This is a genomic window from Tabrizicola sp. T46 (assembly GCF_057219895.1).
In genome coordinates this window covers 1,462,737-1,480,072 of record NZ_JBXVVV010000001.1, presented here as the reverse complement: position 1 = coordinate 1,480,072, position 17,336 = coordinate 1,462,737, and the positions used below count along the sequence as shown (strand labels likewise).

The following is a 17,336-nucleotide window of genomic DNA, read 5'->3' as shown; positions in this document are numbered from 1 at the left end:
CTCCATGCCCGCAGATGACCGCCTGATCGTCGCCCTTGATGTCCCGAACGTGGTGCAAGGCCTCGACCTCGTCGCCCGGATCGGCGATGCCGCCAGTTTCTACAAGATCGGCCTCGGCATGCTGACGGGCGGGGGGCTTGCCCTGGCGAACGAGCTCAAGCACGAGCAAGGCAAGCGCGTCTTTCTCGACATGAAGCTCTTCGACATCGGCGCCACGATCGAGGCCGCCGTGCGGGGCCTTGCTCAGTACGACCTCGATTTCCTCACCGTCCATGGCGACCCGCAGGTCGTCGCCGCCGCCGCCACCGGCAAGGGCGGCAGCGGCCTGAAGATCCTCGCAGTAACGATCCTGACGTCCCTCGACCGCGACGACCTCGACGCAAACCTGATCCGTCCCGGCGACATTCACGAGATTACACTTGAACGCGCCGCCCGCGCGCTCCGGGCAGGGGCGGACGGGGTCATCGCCTCGCCGCAAGAGGCCGCGATGATCCGCGCCCTGCCCGAAGCTGCCGGCAAGCTGATCGTCACCCCCGGCGTGCGGCCTGCGGGGGCGGCGACGGGCGACCAGAAGCGCATCGCAACGCCGCATCAGGCGATCCTGGATGGCGCGGATCACATCGTCGTCGGTCGTCCGATCTGGCAGGCAATTGACCCCGCTGCCGCCGCCCGCGCCGTCACGGGCGAGCTGCCTGCACGGTAAGCCATAGATTTTCCGCAGAAGAATCGTTTCCTTGTGAAGCGGCGATTCCCAACAAAAAGAATCGGTCTTTACAAGGCCGACTGAATTTGTCAGACATTTGGAAATCCTGACTGAAAAGGTTTCCGATGCGTCGCTTCGCTGCACTGGCCCTCTCGACAGCCCTCGCCGCCCCCGCCCTCGCCGCCACGCCCGAAGAGGTGACCCGGACCTACGCCGACCTCGCCCTCGCGACCTACCAGGACAGCCTGACCACCGCCCAGGGGCTGCAGGCGGCCGTCGCTACCCTGATCGCCACCCCGTCCGAGGCAACCCTGCAGGCCGCCCGCCAGGCCTGGCTCTCCGCCCGCGTCCCCTATCAGCAGACCGAGGCCTTCCGCTTCGGCAACCCCATCGTCGATGACTGGGAAGGCCGGGTGAACGCCTGGCCCCTCGATGAGGGGCTCATCGACTACACCGCCGCCGACTACGGGAACGAGGAAAACGCGCTGGCCAGCCTGAACGTGATCGCCACGCCCACCTTCACTCTCTCGGGGACCGAGATCGACGCCAGAACCATCACCCCCGCCCTGATCCGCGACGCCCTGCACGAGGCCGACGGGATCGAGGCGAACGTTGCCTCAGGCTACCACGCCATCGAATTCCTTCTTTGGGGTCAGGATCTTAACGGCACCGGCCCCGGGGCCGGCGCGCGGCCGTGGACCGACTTCGCCACCGGGGAGGCTTGCACCGGCGGCAACTGCGATCGCCGCGCGGCCTATCTTCAGGCCGCGACCGACCTTCTGGTGACGGATCTGGAAGAGATGCTCGCCAACTGGTCCGAAACCGGCCCCGCCCGCGCGGCGGTCACCACCGACCCGCAGTCCGGGCTTCTGGCCATGCTCACCGGGATGGGCAGCCTTTCCTACGGCGAGCTTGCCGGGGAACGGATGAAGCTGGGCCTGATGCTGAACGACCCCGAGGAAGAGCATGACTGCTTCTCCGACAACACCCACAACAGCCACTACTACGACGGGCTCGGCATCCGGAATGTCTACCTTGGCTCCTACACCCGCGTCGATGGATCCGTCCTCGAAGGCCCCTCGCTGTCCGACCTCGTCGCCGCCGCGGACCCGGCCGTTGACAGCCAACTCAAGGCGGAACTCGACGCCTCGGTTGCCGCCCTTGGCGCAGTGAAGACCGCGGCAGAGGCAGGCTTTGCGTACGACCAGATGCTCGCCCCCGGCGATGCGCAGGGTGAGGCGCTGATCATGGCGGCCGTCGACGCGCTGGTGACCCAGACCGCATCGATCGAGCGGGCGGTCACCGTGCTCAACCTCTCGCAGGTCACCTTCGAAGGCTCGGACAGCCTCGACAACCCCAACGCCGTCTTCCAGTGATGCCCTGAGATGATCGTCTGCCACTGCCAGTCCATCACCGACCACGACATCCGAGCCGCGGTCACCTGGATGCGCGCCTCTGACCCCGACACGGTCATCACCTCGGGCCGGATCTACCGGGCACTTGGCAAGCGGGCTGACTGCGGGGGGTGCATGCCGCTCTTTCTCGAGACCATGCGCACCACTGCGGCCTTCCGCGTTCCCGACGCTTCCCAGCCCCCGATCCTGCGCACGAGTATTCCCGCCGAGTAACCTAAACCCAGCCCGGGCTGGACAGGAGGCAGGCAAGTCCTACCGTTCCTGAAAGCCCCATCAGCACGGAAGGACCCGCCATGAAAGGCGACGCCAAGGTCATCGAATATCTCAATGCAGCGCTCCGGTCGGAACTGACCGCCGTCAGCCAGTACTGGCTGCATTACCGCCTGCAGGAGGACTGGGGGTTCGGCCATCTAGCCGACAAATCCCGCGCGGAATCGATCGAAGAGATGCATCACGCCGACAAACTGATCGCCCGGATCATCTTTCTGGAAGGCCACCCGAACCTGCAGAAGCTGGATCCCCTTCGCATCGGCCAGTCGATCCGGGAGACGCTGGAGGCCGACCTTGCCGCCGAGCATGAGGCCCGCACCCTTTATATCGAGGCGCGCCGGCACTGCGACGCCGTGGGGGACTACGTCACCCGGTCCCTTTTCGATGAGCTGATCGCGGACGAAGAGGGGCACATCGATTTCCTTGAAACCCAGATCGGCCTTTACGAGAAGCTCGGCCCCGAGAAATACGGTCTTCTGAACGCAAAACCGGCCAGCAAGGCCGAGTAGGCCAGAGACTGACCACAGTGGTCAAAATTGGATTTCCTTGCTTTTTCAAGGATATGCTTGTGGACGTTAGGGATTTGGCAAGGATCTCCCGAGGGCCTTTCGGGGAGTCTGGCTGATGCCCGACCTGCGGGGTGTTGCAGGGCAGGTGACCGCAACCAAGCGGCACCTGCCATTTTCCGATTGAAATAGTCAACATCCTGGGAGTATGCCATCGGCAAAGGAGGCCGCCATGCGCCTTGCCCTTGCACTCCTGACCCTGACGACCCCCGCCCTTGCGCAAAGCCTGGACGACCGGCACCTGCCGGTGATCCCGCGCACGGCCGAGGAAGCGGCAAAGATCGCCGCCGTTCTGGCACCCCCGACTGACTTTTCGAAGCCCGAGCCCTTCGAAGCGAAATCGGCGGGGGCGGCAACCGTGCGTGCCACCATGACCGCCGATGCCTTCAGCCTGCATTCCGGCAACATGCCCTTCGAGCGCGAGATGGATTTCAAGCTTGGGAATGCGCTTTTCCGCAAGCTTTGGGTCGCGGCACCGGCCTCGACCAAGGCCTCGGACGGATTGGGGCCGCTTTACAACGCGCGGGCCTGTCAGGACTGCCACCTGAAGGACGGGCGCGGGCATCCCCCCGAAGACGGGGAGGACAGCCGCGTGTCGATGTTCTTGCGCCTGTCGATGCCGGGCGGGCCGGTGCCGGAGGGGATTGAAGGCTGGATCGCTACCCAGCCCGACCCGACCTATGGCGGACAGTTGCAGGACCTTGCCGCCCCAGGCCATGCCGCCGAAGGGCAGATGGAGATCACCTGGACGGAAACGCCGGTGACGCTGGCGGACGGCACGGTGGTTTCCCTGCGGGCACCCGCATATGCCTTCGCTGACCCGGCCTATGGCCCGCCCGGCGAAGGGCTGATGCTGTCACCGCGCGTCGCGCCGCAGATGATAGGCCTTGGGCTTCTGGAGGCGATCCCGGCGGCGGATATCCTGGCGCGGGTTGACGAGGATGACGCGGACGGCGACGGCATATCCGGCCGGGCGCAGATCGTGCCGTCAGTGGAATTCGGCGTGCCGATGCTGGGGCGGTTCGGGCTGAAGGCCGGGGCGCCGACGGTGAAGGAGCAGTCGGCGGGCGCCTTCGCGGGCGACATGGGGCTGTCGACGCCCCTGCATCCCGACCCTGCAGGTGATTGCACGGCCGGGCAAGCCGAGTGCCGGGCCGCGCCTGCGGGGCAGGAAGACGGCGTGCGCGACGGGCTGGAGGTGGACGGCGAAAGCCTGGACCTTGTGACCTTCTACAGCCGGAACCTTGGCGTGCCCGAGCGGCGGGACGTGGACGACCCGACCGTGCTGCGCGGCAAGGAGATATTCCACGACCTGAACTGCACGGGCTGCCACACGCCGAAACACGTGACCCACCGGCTCGACGGGCAGCCCGAGCAGAGTTTCCAGCTGATCTGGCCCTATACCGACCTCCTCCTCCACGACATGGGGCCGGGTCTGGCGGATGGCCGGCCCGAGGGTCGGGCGTCGGGTACGGAATGGCGGACGCCGCCGCTGTGGGGGCTGGGGCTGACCGAGACTGTTTCGGGCCATACGCAGCTTCTGCATGACGGGCGGGCGCGGTCGGTGCTGGAAGCCATTCTCTGGCATGGCGGCGAAGCGCAGGCCCAGCGCGATGCGGTGGTGGCGATGTCGGCTGAGGACCGCGCGGCACTGCTGGCCTTCCTGGGGAGTCTGTGATGCGGGTGTTTCTTCTGTCGTTGGCCCTTGCCGCCCCGGCTGCCGCCGACACAAGCGAGGTGGTGCGCGACCATATCCGCCCAGGATTTACAGCTTTTGCCGGCGCCGCCGAGGCTTTGGCCGCGGTCGAGAGTTGTGACCCGGAGGTGCTGCGCCCGGCGTTCCAGTCGGCCTGGGATGCCTGGATGGGGGTGGCGCATCTGGCGCTTGGACCTGCCGAGGAAGAAGGGCGGGGGCTGGCGGTCCTTTACTGGCCCGACCCTAAGGCCTTGGGGTGGAAGGCGCAGAAGGCGCTTATGTCCGCCGATGCGACGGCGCTGGAGCCCGGTGTCTTTGCCCAGCAATCCGTGGCCGCGCGTGGCCTTCCGGCACTGGAGCGGCTGCTTTACCCGGCGGAGGCTTTGCCCGCCGACCCCTGCCCGCTGATCCATGCCACCGCCGACGACATGGCGCGCACGGCGGCCACGCTGGAGGCCGGTTGGGGGCCCTATGGTGAGCTTCTCCTGACCCCCGGCCAGCCGAGCAACACGGCCTACCTTTCCGAAGCCGAAGCGCGGCAGGCGCTTTTCACCCAGCTTGCGACCGGGCTGGAAGGGCTGGCCGACAAGCGCCTGGGCCGCCCGCTGGGCACCTTCGAGAAGCCGAGGCCGGAGTTGGCGGAAGCCCGCGCCTCAGCCCGGTCGTTGCGGAACGTGATCCTGTCCTTGCAGGCCCTGCGCGGGCTGACGGACGCGCTGGAGCCGGGGGCAGTGGAGACTCTGGCCGCCTTCGACCATGCGCTTGGACTGGCCGAGGGGCTGGACGATCCAGTCTTCGCCGGGGTGGCAGAGCCGCAGGGGCGGCTGAAGGTGGAGATCCTGCAGCAGGCGACCCGCAGCATCCGCGAGACGGCAATTGCCGAGATGGCGCCTGCGCTGGGGGTGACGGTCGGCTTCAACTCCGCGGACGGGGACTGAAGATGCAGCGCCGCGCATTCCTCGCCACTCTGGCAGCAGCCTGTGCCCCGAGGCTTACCTGGGCCGAGGTGGGCAGCCCCGCCTTCCTTGCCGCCGGGAAGGCGGGCGAGGGATTCGTGCTGCACGGGCTGACCGCAGAAGGCCGGTCGCTCTTCGGACTCGCGCTGCCGGGGCGGGGCCATGCGGCGGCGGCGCATCCGGTGCGGGCCGAGGCGGTGGCCTTCGCACGGCGACCGGGGACCTTTGCGCTGGTGATCGACTGCGGGACGGGAGCCGTCCGCGCGCGGCTGACCCCGCCCGAGGGGATGCAGTTCAACGGGCATGGTGCGTTCTCGGCCGACGGGTCGGTGCTGATGACGTCGGAGGTGGTGGCCGAGACGTCGGAGGGGCGGATCGGGTTGTGGGAGACGGGCGGATATACGCGGCTGGGGGACTGGCCCAGCCACGGGATCGGGCCGCATGAGATCAGGCTTTTGCCGGACGGGCGGCTGGCGGTGGCGAATGGCGGGATCCGGACTGATCCGGTGGACCGCACGAAGCTGAACATTCCCGAGATGCGGCCGAACCTTGCGCTTCTGGATAAAGGGGGCGCGCTGCTGGAGATGGTGGAACTGCCGGAGCTGCGGCAGAACTCCATCCGCCACCTGGCGCTGTGTGGGGAAGCGATTGCCTTTGCGATGCAGTGGGAGGGTGAGCCGGCCGAGGCGGTGCCGCAGCTGGGGCTGTGGGTGCCGGGGCAGGCGCCGGTGCTGTGCGAGGCGCCGGAGGGGGATGCCTTTGCGATGCAGGGCTATGCCGGGTCGGTGGCGGCGACGGGGGAGAGGGTGATCGTGACCTCGCCCAAGGGGGGTGTCGCGATGATCTTTGTGGCGGATGGTGCTCATGTCGCGACGCACCGCCGGGCGGACCTTTGCGGCGCGGCGGTGGCGGCGGGCGGGTTTGTCGTGACCGACGGCCTGGGCGCGGTCTGGGCAGCGGATGACGCGGGGCTTTCGCCTTTGTCGCAGGGCGGCGTGCAGTGGGACAATCACCTCGTCGCGCTGGGGGCTTAAGGTCGGGGGCCGAGGTCGGCCCAGGCGAGGCCCGTCCGGCGCTGCATTTCCGGGACGGCGGCGGGATGGGCGATGAACTCCGCGATGTCCATGAGGCGCCAGTCCTGCCCTTCGTCGCCGAAGCGGACCTGGGAGACCTCCTGCTCCGAGAGCCAGCCACCGAAGAAGACCGAAGCTTCGGAGGTCCGGGTGATCGAGGGCAGGACGCTGCGCCAGATAAGGCGCGACGGGGGAAGGCAGAGGCCGAATTCCTCGTCAAGTTCGCGGAGGAGGCAATCCTCGGGCGTCTCATCGCCTTCGCGGCCGCCTCCGGGGATGTCCCAGAGACCCGGCCAGGGCAGGCCGGGGTGGGTGTCGCGCAGGTAGGTCAGGACCTGCCCGCCGCAGAAGAGGGCCGCCTTCGCGCCGACGAAGGTCACGCTACTTGGTGTCGTTGATGTCGCGGTCCCAGATCTTCACCTGCCCCTCGCGCACCCCCATGGTCCGGCGCAGCGCCAGCCAGGCGACGACCGACAGGACGGCGAAGACGAGGATCAGGAAGGTCAGGCCCGCCGGCGCGAGGCCCGTGCCGACGAGGATGCCGGTCAGGACCGCGCCGATCGCGAAGCCGAGGAAGATGTAGCCCGGCGCGAGGATTTCCAGCACGCCCAGCGCAAAGCCGAGCACGATCCACGTCCACCAAGTATCCGCCAGTGATTGCAGCATCCTAGACCCGCCCTTTCAGCATCTTGAAGGCATCCCCGAAGGCTTCGGCAAGGTTCGCGGGCAGGATAATCGTCTGCTTGCCCTGGCCGGTGGCGATCAACTGCATCGCCTCGACCTGCTTCAGCGCGACCTGATACTGCGCGGCCTCGAGCCCGCTTTCCTTGATCGTGCCGGCGATGACGCCGGTGGCATAGGCCTCGGCATCCGCGGTCACCCGCTTGGCCTTGGCGGCCTGTTCTGCGGCGTAGAGGTCGGCGTCGGCGGCGAGTTCCACCGCGCGCTTCTTGCCTTCGGCCTCCATCACCTGCGCGCGCCGCGCCCGTTCGGCGTTCAGCTGCTGAAGCATAGCGGCGCGTGTCGCCTCATCAAGGTTGACGTCAAGGATCTCGGCCCTCGTCACCTCGACCCCCCATTCGTCGACCATTGCCGTCACCTGCTCGCGCACACGTTCGATGAGCTGGGCGCGGTTGGATTGGACCTGGTCAAGCTCGATCTTGCCGATCTCGCTGCGGACGATACCCGCCACGGTCGTAGCGATGGCACCGTCGATGTCGCGGATCCGGTAGACTGTCTTTTCCGGCTCGGTCACGCGGTAGAAGACCGAAGTCTCGACCTTCACCAGCACGTTGTCGGCGGTGATTGCATCCTGATGGGCGTTTGGCAGCTGGCGTTCCAGAACCGAGACCCGGTGCGCAATCCGGTCAAGGAAAGGCACGACGAAGTTGATCCCCGGCCCAAGGACCGAACGCAGGCGACCGAAGCGTTCGACGACATGCTTTTCCGACTGCGGAACGATCCGCACGCCGAGAAAGATGCTGAGGATAATGAAGACGGCAATCGCAAGGTAGACGCCGTTCCAGCCAAGAAAATCCTCGATGGTCATCAAATGCTCTCCTGTTCGATCGCCGCGCGGGCGGCTTTGCCGGTGAATGTGGCCCGTCATGCCCCCTTACGCAAGGTCCGGCCACAAGAACCCGGCCTTTCCCCCGAAAGGGAACGGTTGTAGGTTGCCCCCGTCACGAAACCAAGCACCGGAATGCCATGCCACAGCGCCTGCATCTTGTCTTTGGCGGCGAGCTTGTCTCGCCCGACAAGACCATCTTCAAGGACCCCTCGCAAATCCATGTCGTCGGCATGTTTCCGGACTATGCCAGCGCCCATGCCGCCTGGAAGGCCGAAGCGCAACGCACGGTCGACAACGCGCATATGCGTTATTTCATCGCCCATATTCACCGCCTGCGCGATGAGGCAGAGGCTGCATCGCCGACCGAGGAGCTTGGCAGCTAGACCATGGCTTCGCCACTGGGTCTGAAGCTTTACAACCTCGGGAACCGGCGCGAGGGACCGGCGAAGATCGGTGAGCGCCCGCCCCGGCCGCAGGGGTCGCTTATTTGGCTGCATGCACCGAATGCGGGACAGACAAGCCCGATGCTGGCGCTGGCCCGCAGGCTGATCGAGGAGGACGGGATGGCAGTGGTCCTGACCAGCCCGGTCGATCTGCCGCCGCGGGCCGGGACGATCCCGCAGCCACCGCCGGATGACACGCCGCTGGACGTGCGCGAGTTTTTGGATCACTGGCGGCCGGAGCTTGCCGTCTTTGCCGAAGGGGAATTGCGCCCGGCTGCCCTGCACGAATGCGGTGACCGGCGTATCCCGATGATCCTTGCCAACGGACGGGCGCCAGCTTTCCTGCGCGAGCGCGACAGCTGGTATCCTGGCCTGATGCGGTCGGCGCTTGGCCGGATCGCGACAGTCTATGCGGTGGACGAAGCCGCCGCCCGGGCCTTCCGCAAGGCGGGGGCGGCTCTGACCAGCGTGGCGGTGATCGGGCGGATGGAGGAGGAAAGCGTCGTCCTGCCCTGCCTTGAGGCGGAGCGTTCGGCTCTGGCCAAGCTTCTGGCCGCGCGGCCCGTCTGGTTTGCCGCCGGCCTGACCGAGGCCGAGGAAGACGCCGTCTTGCACGCCCACCGGGTGGCAGCACAGCAGTCGCACCGTCTGCTTCTGATCCTTCTGCCCGAGACGGTGGAACGCACTGAGGCCTTGGCCGCGAAGCTGGAGGAGGAGGGCTTGTCTGTCGCCCGGCGCCAGCAGGAAGAGGAGCCGGACCAGGGGGTCGAGGTCTTCGTCGTCGACAACCCTGCGGAATACGGGCTTTGGTACCGGCTGGCGCCGATCACATTCCTTGGTGGCAGCCTGAACGGGCGCGGTCCGACCCGAAACCCGATGGAGGCGGCGGCGCTTGGCTCGGCAATCATTCACGGGCCGCGGGTTGACCCCTATGGCCCGATCTTCAGCCGCCTCGCTGCGGCACGGGCGGCGCGCGCCGTCGCTTCGGCCGGCGATCTGGCGGATGCGCTGGGGGACCTTCTCTTTCCCGACCGGGCCGCGCGGCTGGCGCAGGCCGCCTGGGCCGTGGCCAGCGACGGGGCCGAGGTCACCGACCGGCTGTTGCACCGGATCCGCGCGCTGATCGACGGTGAAGGCTGATGCAGGCGCCGCGCCACTGGTTCCTGCCGCCGGACCGTCCCGGCCTTCTGGCCAGGCTGCTGGCGCCCCTGGGCTGGCTTTATGCCGCCGGGACGGCACGGCGGCTGCGCGCGCCTAGCTATGCGCCGAAGGTGCCGGTGATCTGCGTCGGGAACCTCGTGGCCGGTGGCGCGGGCAAGACGCCGACGACGCTGGCTTTGGCCCAGCGGCTGACGGCTCGGGGTCGCGCGGTCCATATCGTCAGCCGGGGTCATGGCGGGAGGCTGCAAGGGCCGGTCAGGGTGGATGAGAGGGCGCATGCGGCCGGAGACGTCGGGGACGAGCCCCTTCTGCTGTCGGCCTTCGCGCCGGTCTGGGTGGCGAAGGACCGCGCCGCCGGGGTCCGGGCGGCCGAGGCGGCGGGGGCCGACGTGATCCTGATGGACGACGGCTTCCAGAGCCCTGCCGTCAAGGCCTCGCTGGCGTTGGTCGTGGTGGATGCGGGGCGGGGCTTCGGCAACGGGCGTTGCATCCCGGCGGGTCCGTTGCGTGAGCCGGTGGCGGTGGGGTTGAAGCGCTCCGATCTGGTCCTGTCGATCGGGGACGATGCCGCGCAGGAAAGGTTCGGCGAAACCTGGGGGGCGATGATCCCGGTGCCCCGGCTGGTGGGTCGGCTTGCTCCGCTTGCGATGGGCATGGATTGGCAGGGTGCCCCTGTGATTGCCTTCGCAGGGATCGCCGACCCGGAGCGCTTCTTCGGCACGTTGCGCGCGCTTGGGGCCAAGGTAGTGCGGGGTGAGGCGCTTGCCGACCATGCCCCGCTGTCGGACACGCTGCTGCGTCGGCTGGAAGCCGAGGCTGATGCTGCGGGCGCCCAGCTTGTCACGACGGAAAAGGACGCGGCCCGACTGTCGCCGGACTGGCGGACAAAGGTGCTGACGCTGGTGGTGCGGCTGGAGGTGGAGGACTGGGGGCCGCTGGACGCTGCTTTCATCCGGCTGGGCGTCTAAGATTTTTCGTCTAAAATCTTAGGCTTGGCTTTTCCCAAGCACTTCGTCCTGGTGCTGCCCCAGGCGCGGGGCTGGCCGGTCGAGCGCAAGTTCGGCGCCCGAGAAGGTCATCGGGCTGCGGACGCCGGGCAGGCCCTCGGGCGCGATCTGGAGCTTGCGGGCGATGACCTGGGGGTCGGCGAAGACCTCGGCCATGTTGTTGATCGGGCCGGCGGGGACGCCTTCCGCCTCACATGCGGCGAGGAGGTCGGCCTTGGTCCAGCGCTTCGTCGCCTCGGTCAGGCGGAGGGTCAGCGCGGCGCGGTTCGTCACGCGGTCGGCGTTGGTCAGGTATTCGGGCGCGGTCGCCATGTCCTGCAGCCCGAGGATGCCGCAGAGCCGCTGGTACTGCCCGTCGTTGCCAGTGGCGAGGATCAGCCAGCCATCCGCGCAGTCGAAGACCGCGTAGGGGGCGAGGTTCGGGTGCGCGTTACCCATCAGGCCCGGCGCCTTGCCCGAGGCGAGGTAGTTCATCGCCTGGTTCGCCATGATCGAGGTCGCCACGTCGAGAAGCGCCATGTCGATGTGCTGCCCCTCGCCCGTCCGCCCGCGCTGGACGATGGCGGCAAGGATCGCCGTCGCGGCATAGACGCCGGTGAAGACATCGGTCACGGCAACCCCCACCTTCTGCGGCTGGCCGTCGGCAGGTCCGGTCACGCTCATCAGCCCGGACATGCCCTGGATGATGAAGTCATAGCCGGCGCGGTGGGCATAGGGGCCGTCCTGGCCGAAGCCGGTGATCGAGCAGTAGACGAGGCGCGGGTTGAGCTTGCGGAGGGAGTCGTAGTCCAGCCCGTATTTCACGAGGCCGCCGACCTTGAAGTTCTCGATCACCACGTCGGCATCGGCGACAAGGCGGCGGACGACCTCCTGCCCCTCTGCAGTGCGGAAGTCGCAGGTGATGGACCGCTTGCCCCGGTTCGTCGCGTGGAAGTAGGCGGCCGAGGTCTCACCCCCCGCCTCGATGAACGGGGGCCCCCAGCGGCGGGTATCGTCGCCTTCGGGCGCCTCGACCTTGATGACGTCGGCCCCAAGGTCGGCCAGCATCTGGCCTGCCCAGGGCCCGGCGAGGATCCGCGCCAGTTCGATGACGCGGATGCCCTCCAAGGGTGCGGTCACGTCAGCCTGCCAGCTTGGCGTCGATCAGCGCCTTGAGGTCGGCCCAGGCCATGTTCGAATGCATCTCGCCATTGATGAAGATCGTCGGCGTGCCCTTGACCCCGTCGGCGGCCATGTTCGCCTCGAACTGCTTGATCAGCGCCTCGGCCTTGGCCTGGTCATTCAGGCAGGCGTCGAGCGATGCCTGGTCCAGCCCGGCGGCAAGACCGATAGCCTTGAGGTTGTTCACGACTTCCATCGGGTCCTGCGAGGCGGCCCATTCCTTCTGCTTGTCGAACAGCATGTCGTGGATGCCGAAATACCGCATCTCGCCGCCGCAGCGCGCGACCATCGCGGCCCAGAGACCATAGCGATCGAAGTAGACCTCGCGCAGGGTGAAGTGGACCTTGCCGGTGTCGATGTATTCGGCCTTCAGGTTCTTGAAGACGTTCGCGTGGAAGTCCGCGCAATGCGGGCAGGTGTAGCTTGCGTATTCGACGATCTTCACCGGCGCATCGGGCGAGCCCAGCGAGAAGTCGCCCGGACCTTCGCCCGTGGTGGTGGCCTCTTGTGCCAGCGCGGGCGTCATCGCGGCGGTGGCCGCAGCGGCAAGGGCGATCATCGCGCGGCGGTTCAGTTTCAGCATCGTCAGTTGTCCTTTTTCATGCGCGGGCGAGTTAAGATGTTTTGCGCCAGTTGTTCAAGCGCGGTTCTGAGAGCCGGGTCGGCGACAGCGCTTGCTGCCTTCGCTGCCTTGGCCTGCACCGCAGGATCGGGTTCGGGGGCGGCTTTCGGGGCCGGCGTGAATTCGGCCTGGCCTTCGGCAAAGCCAAGGGGTGCGGTCTGGGTCAGGTGGATATGGCTGATCGCGGCATAGCCGTAAACGGCGTTGACCCGTTCCTTCAGCACCGGCAGCGCCATCTGCACCATCGGCGCTTCGGCGGCCTTCACGAGCAGGGTCAGGGTGGCCCCCATGCCGCCCTTGCCATAGCCGATCTTCACCGGGCGGGTCTTCTGCGCCATCTCCGCCCCCGCAACCTCGGCCCAGTGGGTCAGGAGGCGCGCCACGGCAAAGCCGCGCGATTCACCGGCAACGCGCACCGCATCCTTCATCAGCCCGAACGCCGGTTCAAAGCCACGGCGGCGGTGTTCGGGATTCGGAGTGGAAAGGCCCTTGGGTGCCATGGCGCCATTCTATCGCAGGCGTGCGGCGTCGCCAGTACCGTTGCGTTTCAGGGCCATAAAGATTGCGTGACGCTGGATCGCGCTGAAATGACTTGCCTGCGACCTATGGCAGTCTTTGGGTCAGCCGCTATCTTCGCCCGGATGCAAGAGGCCGACATCCTGAACCGCCAGCTTCTCGACTGGTACGACCGCCACGCCCGCGTGATGCCCTGGCGCGTCCCGCCGGCCGACCGCGCCGCCGGAGTGCGACCGGACCCCTACCGTGTCTGGCTGTCCGAGGTGATGCTGCAACAGACCACGGTGGCCGCGGTGAAGGACTACTTTCACCGCTTCACGACCCGATGGCCGACCGTTACGGCGCTGGCCGCCGCCGAGGATGCGGCGGTCATGGGGGAATGGGCGGGGCTTGGGTACTATGCCCGAGCGCGAAACCTTCTGAAATGCGCGCGCGCGGTGGTGGCTGACCACGGGGGGCGGTTCCCGGAAACGCGGGAAGCGCTTCTGTCGCTGCCGGGGATCGGGCCCTATACCGCCAGCGCCATCGCTGCGATTGCCTATGACGAACCTGCGACCGTGGTCGACGGCAATGTCGAACGGGTGATGTCGCGGCTTTTCCACGTGGAAACCCCGCTTCCGGCGGCCAAGGCGGAACTGACCGCCCTTGCCGCACGGCTGACCCCGATATTGCGGGCGGGTGACTACGCGCAGGCGGTGATGGACCTGGGGGCCACGATCTGCACCCCAAGGTCACCGGCCTGCGGCATCTGCCCCTGGGTCAATGCCTGCGCGGCGCGGGAGGCGGGAGTGCAGGGGGACCTTCCAAGAAAGCTCGCCAAGGCGGGTAAGCCCCTGCGCCGGGGGACGGTCTGGCTGGGCCACCGCGACGGTGCGATCCTGCTGGAGCGTCGCCCGGAGAGGGGCCTTCTGGGCGGGATGCTGGGCCTGCCCGGCGACGCATGGGACGGCGTGGGCGGCCCTGCCCCGGCCGAGGCTGACTGGCAGGAGGTGGGCGAGGTGCGCCATACCTTCACCCATTTCCACCTGATCCTGCGGGTCATGGTGGCGAAAGTTTCCGGCCCTGCCACGCGAGGCGAATGGCTGGACCGCGCGGCGTTCCGCCCCGCCGACTTGCCAACGGTGATGCGCAAGGCCTGGGACCTCGGACGGGGCAACTTGCCGGGATAGGTTCGCGTTTTCGCAGAAAACTCATGTTGTCGTTGCGTCGGCGGCGTTTCGTCCCCTTTTCCCCGCCGCTGTCACGCCATAGCTTCAACGCATGAGCAAGCTTCCGAACGCGCTTCCCTTCTGGCTCTCGATGGCCCTGCCCCCGATTGCGATCCTGGGCATGGTGCAAGGGGGATGGACCATCGCCCTCCTGCCGCTGGCGACCTGGGGGCTTTTCTCGCTGCTGGATGCACTGACGGGGCTGAACACCGACAACCCCGACCCGCAGACGCCTGACTCGGCGATGTCCTGGCATCGGGCGGTAACGCTGGTCTGGTTCCCGGTGCAGTTCGCGCTGCTTGTCGTGATGCTGTGGTACGTGCCCCGGGCCGCGCATCTGGATACTGGCGAGCGTATCGGGCTCTTTTTCGGGATGGGCGTCCTCGCCGGGACGATCGGGATCAACTACAGCCATGAGCTCATGCACCAGAAATCGAAGCTGGAGCGGTGGCTGGCGGACCTTTTGCTCGCCTCGGTCCTGTATTCGCATTTCCGGTCGGAACACCTGCGGGTCCACCACATCCATGTCGGCACCCCGCGCGACCCGGTGACGGCGCGCTACAACGAGGGATTCCACCGCTTCTTCCCCCGCGTGCTGCGGCAATGCCCGCCCTCAGCCTGGAAAGCTGAAGTTGCGATGCTGAAGCGGAAGGACCTGCCGTGGCACCACCGGTCGAACCCGTTCTGGCGTTACGCCTTGCTGCAGGCAGGGTTCCTGTCGCTCGCGGTCGTACTGGGCGGGTGGAGCGGGCTGGGGTTGTTCCTGGTGCAGGCCGCCACCGCGATCTGGCAGCTGGAGCTGGTGAACTACATCGAACACTACGGGCTGACCCGGCGGCATCTGGGGAACGGGCGGTATGAGCATGTCCTGCCCCGCCACAGCTGGAACGCCGAGCATCGGGCGTCGAACTGGCTGCTCATCAACCTCCAACGGCATTCGGACCACCATTACAAGCCGGACCGCCGGTTTCCGGTCTTGCAGACCTATCCGAAGGGGCAGGCGCCGCAGCTGCCCTATGGCTATCCGGTGATGTCGATGGCCGCGCTGGTCCCGCCGATCTGGCGACGGATGATGAACAAGCGGGTGAAGGCCTGGCGCAAGCGGCACTACCCGGACATCACCGACTGGCACCCCTACAACAAGGCGCTGAACCCGGTGGCGGGATGATCGGGCCGCTCCTCGTCGCATTCCTTGCGCTCGTCGCTGGAACCACCCCGGCGAGGAGAAACGAAGTGCACGACGAGCGGTCCGTCAGCAGACCACCTCGATCAGCCTTGGCCCGCGCTGCTCCATCGCGTCTGCGAACGCCGCATTGAAGCCTGCCATATCGGTGACGCGGACGCCTTCGACACCGTGACCCTTGGCGAGGGCGACCCAGTCCAGTTCCGGCCCCTCGACGTCGAACATGCGGGTGATGTTGCGCCCGACCTCGCGCACGCCCACCGCAGCCAGTTCGTCGCGCAGGATCTGGTAGCCGCGGTTGGCGAAGATCACGACGGTGACGTCCAGCCCTTCGCGCGCCATCGTCCACAGGGATTGCAGCGTGTACATCCCCGACCCGTCGCCTTCCAGCACCACGACCTTGCGGTCCGGGCAGGCCACCGCCGCGCCCACGGCATTCGGCAGGCCAAAGCCGATCGAGCCGCCGGTGATGGTAAGAGCGTCATGCCCGCGCGCCCGTTTCAGGCCGGGCGCGAGGAAGTACGAGGCGGAGATGCCTTCGTCGACCACCACCGCATTGTCGGGCATGAGGTTCCCGATTGCCTCGCCCACCTTGGTCACGGTCAGCGGGCCCTCGGGCAGGGCGGGAGGGTCGAGGGGCACGAAATCCTCGGGGCCAAGCGGGGCCTCGCCGATCTCGTCGGCGAGGGCGCGCAGGGTCCAGGCGATGTCCATGTCGCGGCTGCAAAGCTCGATCAGCCGGGTTTCGGGATCGTCGGGGGTGGAAGGGAGGCCCGGATAGGCGAAGAACCCGGCAGGGCGGGTGGTGCCGCAGAGGACAAGGGCGGGCGCGCCTTTCAGAAGCTGGAGGTTGTCCTCGATCCGGTAGGCCATCCGTTCGATCTTCACGGCCCCCGCCCCGCGCCGGAAACGGCTGACGAAGAAGGGCTGCATCAGGCGGGCACCGGCGGCCTTGGTCAGGCGCTTCGCCAGGTGGCCAAGGTCGGACCAGAGGGCGGGGCCATCGACCAGAAGCACCGCGCCGGGCTGGCGAAGGGCGCGGGCGGCGGCCCTCACCTCATCCACCGAGGGGCGGCGGAGCGGGGGCGGGGCCGGGGCCACGGCATGACCTTCAGCCGGGTCCCAGGCCATGTTCGCGGGCAGGATCAGGGTGGCCACCTGGCCATTCTTCGCCCGGGCGGCCTGGATAGCATCGGCTGCATCGGTGGCGACCCGGCCGGGTTCGGATGTCACGCGCGTCCAGTGCGAGACCGATTGGGACACGCCAGTGACATCGCCCTTGAGCGGCGCCTCGAAGCGCAGGTGATAATCGGCGTGGTCACCAACGATGTTCAGGACCCCGCTTTGCGCCTTCCGCGCATTGTGGAGGTTGGCAAAGGCATTGCCGAAGCCCGGGGCAAGGTGAAGGAGCGTCGCCGCCACCTCGCCCGACATGCGGAAGTAGCCGTCGGCGGCACCCGAGACCCCGCCTTCGAACAAGGACAGTATGCAGCGCATGTCGGGGTGGCGATCGAGGGCCGCGACGAAGTGCATTTCGGAGGTACCGGGATTGGCGAAGCAGACCCGCACCCCGCTTGCCAGGAGGGTCCGCACCAGGGTTTCTGCGCCGTTCATTCGTTCCATCCCTGATCAGGTTTCCTGCCATAAGGCGATGGATCGAAGGGAAAGGCAAACCGGTCTTGCAATTGCCTGCCAGCTGGCTTGCACGTCGAATTTCTTTCAATCACCTCCGACCTGCCATATTTTTGCCGTCCGGGAAACGCTCCACTGGCGTAGAACAGGATCG

General features: G+C 67.3%; 19 protein-coding genes. 12 read left to right on the top strand and 7 right to left on the bottom strand.

Annotated elements, in window-relative coordinates:
- The first annotated feature begins 4 nt into the window (after positions 1-4).
- From pyrF to AC2D9V_RS07325, 7 genes are all read left to right on the top strand, one after another.
- On the top strand, positions 5-703 hold the full coding sequence (pyrF, locus tag AC2D9V_RS07355; RefSeq protein ID WP_484713376.1) for an orotidine-5'-phosphate decarboxylase: 699 nt from the start codon (positions 5-7) through the stop codon (positions 701-703).
- 125 nt (positions 704-828) lie between these two features.
- Entirely contained in the window at positions 829-2,079 is a 1,251-nt protein-coding gene (locus AC2D9V_RS07350; protein ID WP_484713375.1) for an imelysin family protein, read from the top strand.
- Positions 2,080-2,088: 9 nt separating this feature from the next.
- Complete coding sequence (locus tag AC2D9V_RS07345; RefSeq protein ID WP_484713374.1) at positions 2,089-2,331, top strand: (2Fe-2S)-binding protein; 243 nt, start codon at positions 2,089-2,091, stop codon at positions 2,329-2,331.
- 80 nt (positions 2,332-2,411) lie between these two features.
- Positions 2,412-2,897 carry a bacterioferritin gene (bfr, locus tag AC2D9V_RS07340; RefSeq protein WP_484713373.1) on the top strand — a complete coding sequence of 162 codons (486 nt, stop codon included), beginning with the start codon at positions 2,412-2,414 and terminating at the stop codon, positions 2,895-2,897.
- Positions 2,898-3,126: 229 nt separating this feature from the next.
- Complete coding sequence (locus tag AC2D9V_RS07335; RefSeq protein WP_484713372.1) at positions 3,127-4,632, top strand: di-heme oxidoreductase family protein; 1,506 nt, start codon at positions 3,127-3,129, stop codon at positions 4,630-4,632.
- Complete coding sequence (locus tag AC2D9V_RS07330; protein ID WP_484713371.1) at positions 4,632-5,588, top strand: imelysin family protein; 957 nt, start codon at positions 4,632-4,634, stop codon at positions 5,586-5,588. The genes AC2D9V_RS07335 and AC2D9V_RS07330 overlap by 1 nt, the downstream gene beginning before the upstream one ends.
- A gap of 2 nt (positions 5,589-5,590) precedes the next feature.
- The gene (locus AC2D9V_RS07325) at positions 5,591-6,640 is read left to right on the top strand and encodes a DUF1513 domain-containing protein (protein ID WP_484713370.1); all 1,050 of its coding nucleotides are present in this window, start codon (positions 5,591-5,593) and stop codon (positions 6,638-6,640) included.
- Here AC2D9V_RS07325 and AC2D9V_RS07320 read toward each other — a convergent pair.
- Genes AC2D9V_RS07320 through AC2D9V_RS07310 form a run of 3 tightly spaced genes read right to left on the bottom strand, consistent with a single transcriptional unit; the run spans position 6,637 to position 8,228 of the window.
- Positions 6,637-7,059 (bottom strand): NUDIX hydrolase, encoded by a 423-nt coding sequence (locus AC2D9V_RS07320; protein ID WP_484713369.1) that lies wholly within the window; start codon positions 7,057-7,059, stop codon positions 6,637-6,639. The two genes, AC2D9V_RS07325 and AC2D9V_RS07320, sit on opposite strands and share 4 nt — an antisense overlap.
- Position 7,060: 1 nt before the next feature.
- Positions 7,061-7,345: an NfeD family protein gene (locus tag AC2D9V_RS07315; RefSeq protein WP_484713368.1), complete on the bottom strand. Its 285-nt coding sequence runs from the start codon at positions 7,343-7,345 to the stop codon at positions 7,061-7,063.
- Position 7,346: 1 nt separating this feature from the next.
- Complete coding sequence (locus tag AC2D9V_RS07310; protein ID WP_484713367.1) at positions 7,347-8,228, bottom strand: SPFH domain-containing protein; 882 nt, start codon at positions 8,226-8,228, stop codon at positions 7,347-7,349.
- A 158-nt stretch (positions 8,229-8,386) separates the two neighbouring features.
- Here AC2D9V_RS07310 and AC2D9V_RS07305 point away from each other — a divergent pair, with 158 nt between their 5' ends.
- From AC2D9V_RS07305 to lpxK, 3 genes are read left to right on the top strand one after another with little or no spacing between them, the layout of a single operon-like run.
- Positions 8,387-8,632 (top strand): DUF4170 domain-containing protein, encoded by a 246-nt coding sequence (locus AC2D9V_RS07305; RefSeq protein ID WP_484713366.1) that lies wholly within the window; start codon positions 8,387-8,389, stop codon positions 8,630-8,632.
- A 3-nt stretch (positions 8,633-8,635) separates the two neighbouring features.
- Positions 8,636-9,832 (top strand): 3-deoxy-D-manno-octulosonic acid transferase, encoded by a 1,197-nt coding sequence (locus AC2D9V_RS07300; protein WP_484713365.1) that lies wholly within the window; start codon positions 8,636-8,638, stop codon positions 9,830-9,832.
- Positions 9,832-10,821, top strand: coding sequence for a tetraacyldisaccharide 4'-kinase (gene lpxK, locus AC2D9V_RS07295; protein WP_484713364.1), 990 nt, complete (start codon positions 9,832-9,834; stop codon positions 10,819-10,821). Before AC2D9V_RS07300 ends, lpxK begins: the two co-directional genes overlap by 1 nt.
- Before the next feature lie 18 nt (positions 10,822-10,839).
- Here the strand turns inward: lpxK and AC2D9V_RS07290 are convergent, their stop codons facing one another.
- From AC2D9V_RS07290 to AC2D9V_RS07280, 3 genes are read right to left on the bottom strand one after another with little or no spacing between them, the layout of a single operon-like run.
- Entirely contained in the window at positions 10,840-11,979 is a 1,140-nt protein-coding gene (locus tag AC2D9V_RS07290; RefSeq protein WP_484713363.1) for a CaiB/BaiF CoA transferase family protein, read from the bottom strand.
- 1 nt (position 11,980) lies between these two features.
- Entirely contained in the window at positions 11,981-12,604 is a 624-nt protein-coding gene (locus AC2D9V_RS07285) for a DsbA family protein (protein WP_484713362.1), read from the bottom strand.
- Positions 12,605-12,606: 2 nt separating this feature from the next.
- The gene (locus AC2D9V_RS07280) at positions 12,607-13,143 is read right to left on the bottom strand and encodes a DUF721 domain-containing protein (RefSeq protein ID WP_484713361.1); all 537 of its coding nucleotides are present in this window, start codon (positions 13,141-13,143) and stop codon (positions 12,607-12,609) included.
- A 141-nt stretch (positions 13,144-13,284) separates the two neighbouring features.
- Here AC2D9V_RS07280 and mutY point away from each other — a divergent pair, with 141 nt between their 5' ends.
- The gene (gene mutY / locus AC2D9V_RS07275) at positions 13,285-14,328 is read left to right on the top strand and encodes an A/G-specific adenine glycosylase (protein WP_484713360.1); all 1,044 of its coding nucleotides are present in this window, start codon (positions 13,285-13,287) and stop codon (positions 14,326-14,328) included.
- A gap of 91 nt (positions 14,329-14,419) precedes the next feature.
- On the top strand, positions 14,420-15,535 hold the full coding sequence (locus AC2D9V_RS07270; protein WP_484713359.1) for an alkane 1-monooxygenase: 1,116 nt from the start codon (positions 14,420-14,422) through the stop codon (positions 15,533-15,535).
- Positions 15,536-15,619: 84 nt separating this feature from the next.
- Here AC2D9V_RS07270 and AC2D9V_RS07265 read toward each other — a convergent pair whose 3' ends face one another.
- On the bottom strand, positions 15,620-17,164 hold the full coding sequence (locus tag AC2D9V_RS07265; protein WP_484713358.1) for an acetolactate synthase large subunit: 1,545 nt from the start codon (positions 17,162-17,164) through the stop codon (positions 15,620-15,622).
- Positions 17,165-17,336 lie beyond the last annotated feature (172 nt).

Bases quoted from the DNA above. Each gene is read 5' to 3' on its own strand.
- pyrF (WP_484713376.1), top strand. From the start codon at position 5: ATGCCCGCAGATGACCGCCTGATCGTCGCCCTTGATGTCCCGAACGTG.
- AC2D9V_RS07350 (WP_484713375.1), top strand. From the start codon at position 829: ATGCGTCGCTTCGCTGCACTGGCCCTCTCGACAGCCCTCGCCGCCCCC.
- AC2D9V_RS07345 (WP_484713374.1), top strand. From the start codon at position 2,089: ATGATCGTCTGCCACTGCCAGTCCATCACCGACCACGACATCCGAGCC.
- bfr (WP_484713373.1), top strand. From the start codon at position 2,412: ATGAAAGGCGACGCCAAGGTCATCGAATATCTCAATGCAGCGCTCCGG.
- AC2D9V_RS07335 (WP_484713372.1), top strand. From the start codon at position 3,127: ATGCGCCTTGCCCTTGCACTCCTGACCCTGACGACCCCCGCCCTTGCG.
- AC2D9V_RS07330 (WP_484713371.1), top strand. From the start codon at position 4,632: ATGCGGGTGTTTCTTCTGTCGTTGGCCCTTGCCGCCCCGGCTGCCGCC.
- AC2D9V_RS07325 (WP_484713370.1), top strand. From the start codon at position 5,591: ATGCAGCGCCGCGCATTCCTCGCCACTCTGGCAGCAGCCTGTGCCCCG.
- AC2D9V_RS07315 (WP_484713368.1), bottom strand. From the start codon at position 7,345: ATGCTGCAATCACTGGCGGATACTTGGTGGACGTGGATCGTGCTCGGC.
- AC2D9V_RS07310 (WP_484713367.1), bottom strand. From the start codon at position 8,228: ATGACCATCGAGGATTTTCTTGGCTGGAACGGCGTCTACCTTGCGATT.
- AC2D9V_RS07305 (WP_484713366.1), top strand. From the start codon at position 8,387: ATGCCACAGCGCCTGCATCTTGTCTTTGGCGGCGAGCTTGTCTCGCCC.
- AC2D9V_RS07300 (WP_484713365.1), top strand. From the start codon at position 8,636: ATGGCTTCGCCACTGGGTCTGAAGCTTTACAACCTCGGGAACCGGCGC.
- lpxK (WP_484713364.1), top strand. From the start codon at position 9,832: ATGCAGGCGCCGCGCCACTGGTTCCTGCCGCCGGACCGTCCCGGCCTT.
- AC2D9V_RS07285 (WP_484713362.1), bottom strand. From the start codon at position 12,604: ATGCTGAAACTGAACCGCCGCGCGATGATCGCCCTTGCCGCTGCGGCC.
- AC2D9V_RS07280 (WP_484713361.1), bottom strand. From the start codon at position 13,143: ATGGCACCCAAGGGCCTTTCCACTCCGAATCCCGAACACCGCCGCCGT.
- mutY (WP_484713360.1), top strand. From the start codon at position 13,285: ATGCAAGAGGCCGACATCCTGAACCGCCAGCTTCTCGACTGGTACGAC.
- AC2D9V_RS07270 (WP_484713359.1), top strand. From the start codon at position 14,420: ATGAGCAAGCTTCCGAACGCGCTTCCCTTCTGGCTCTCGATGGCCCTG.
- AC2D9V_RS07265 (WP_484713358.1), bottom strand. From the start codon at position 17,164: ATGAACGGCGCAGAAACCCTGGTGCGGACCCTCCTGGCAAGCGGGGTG.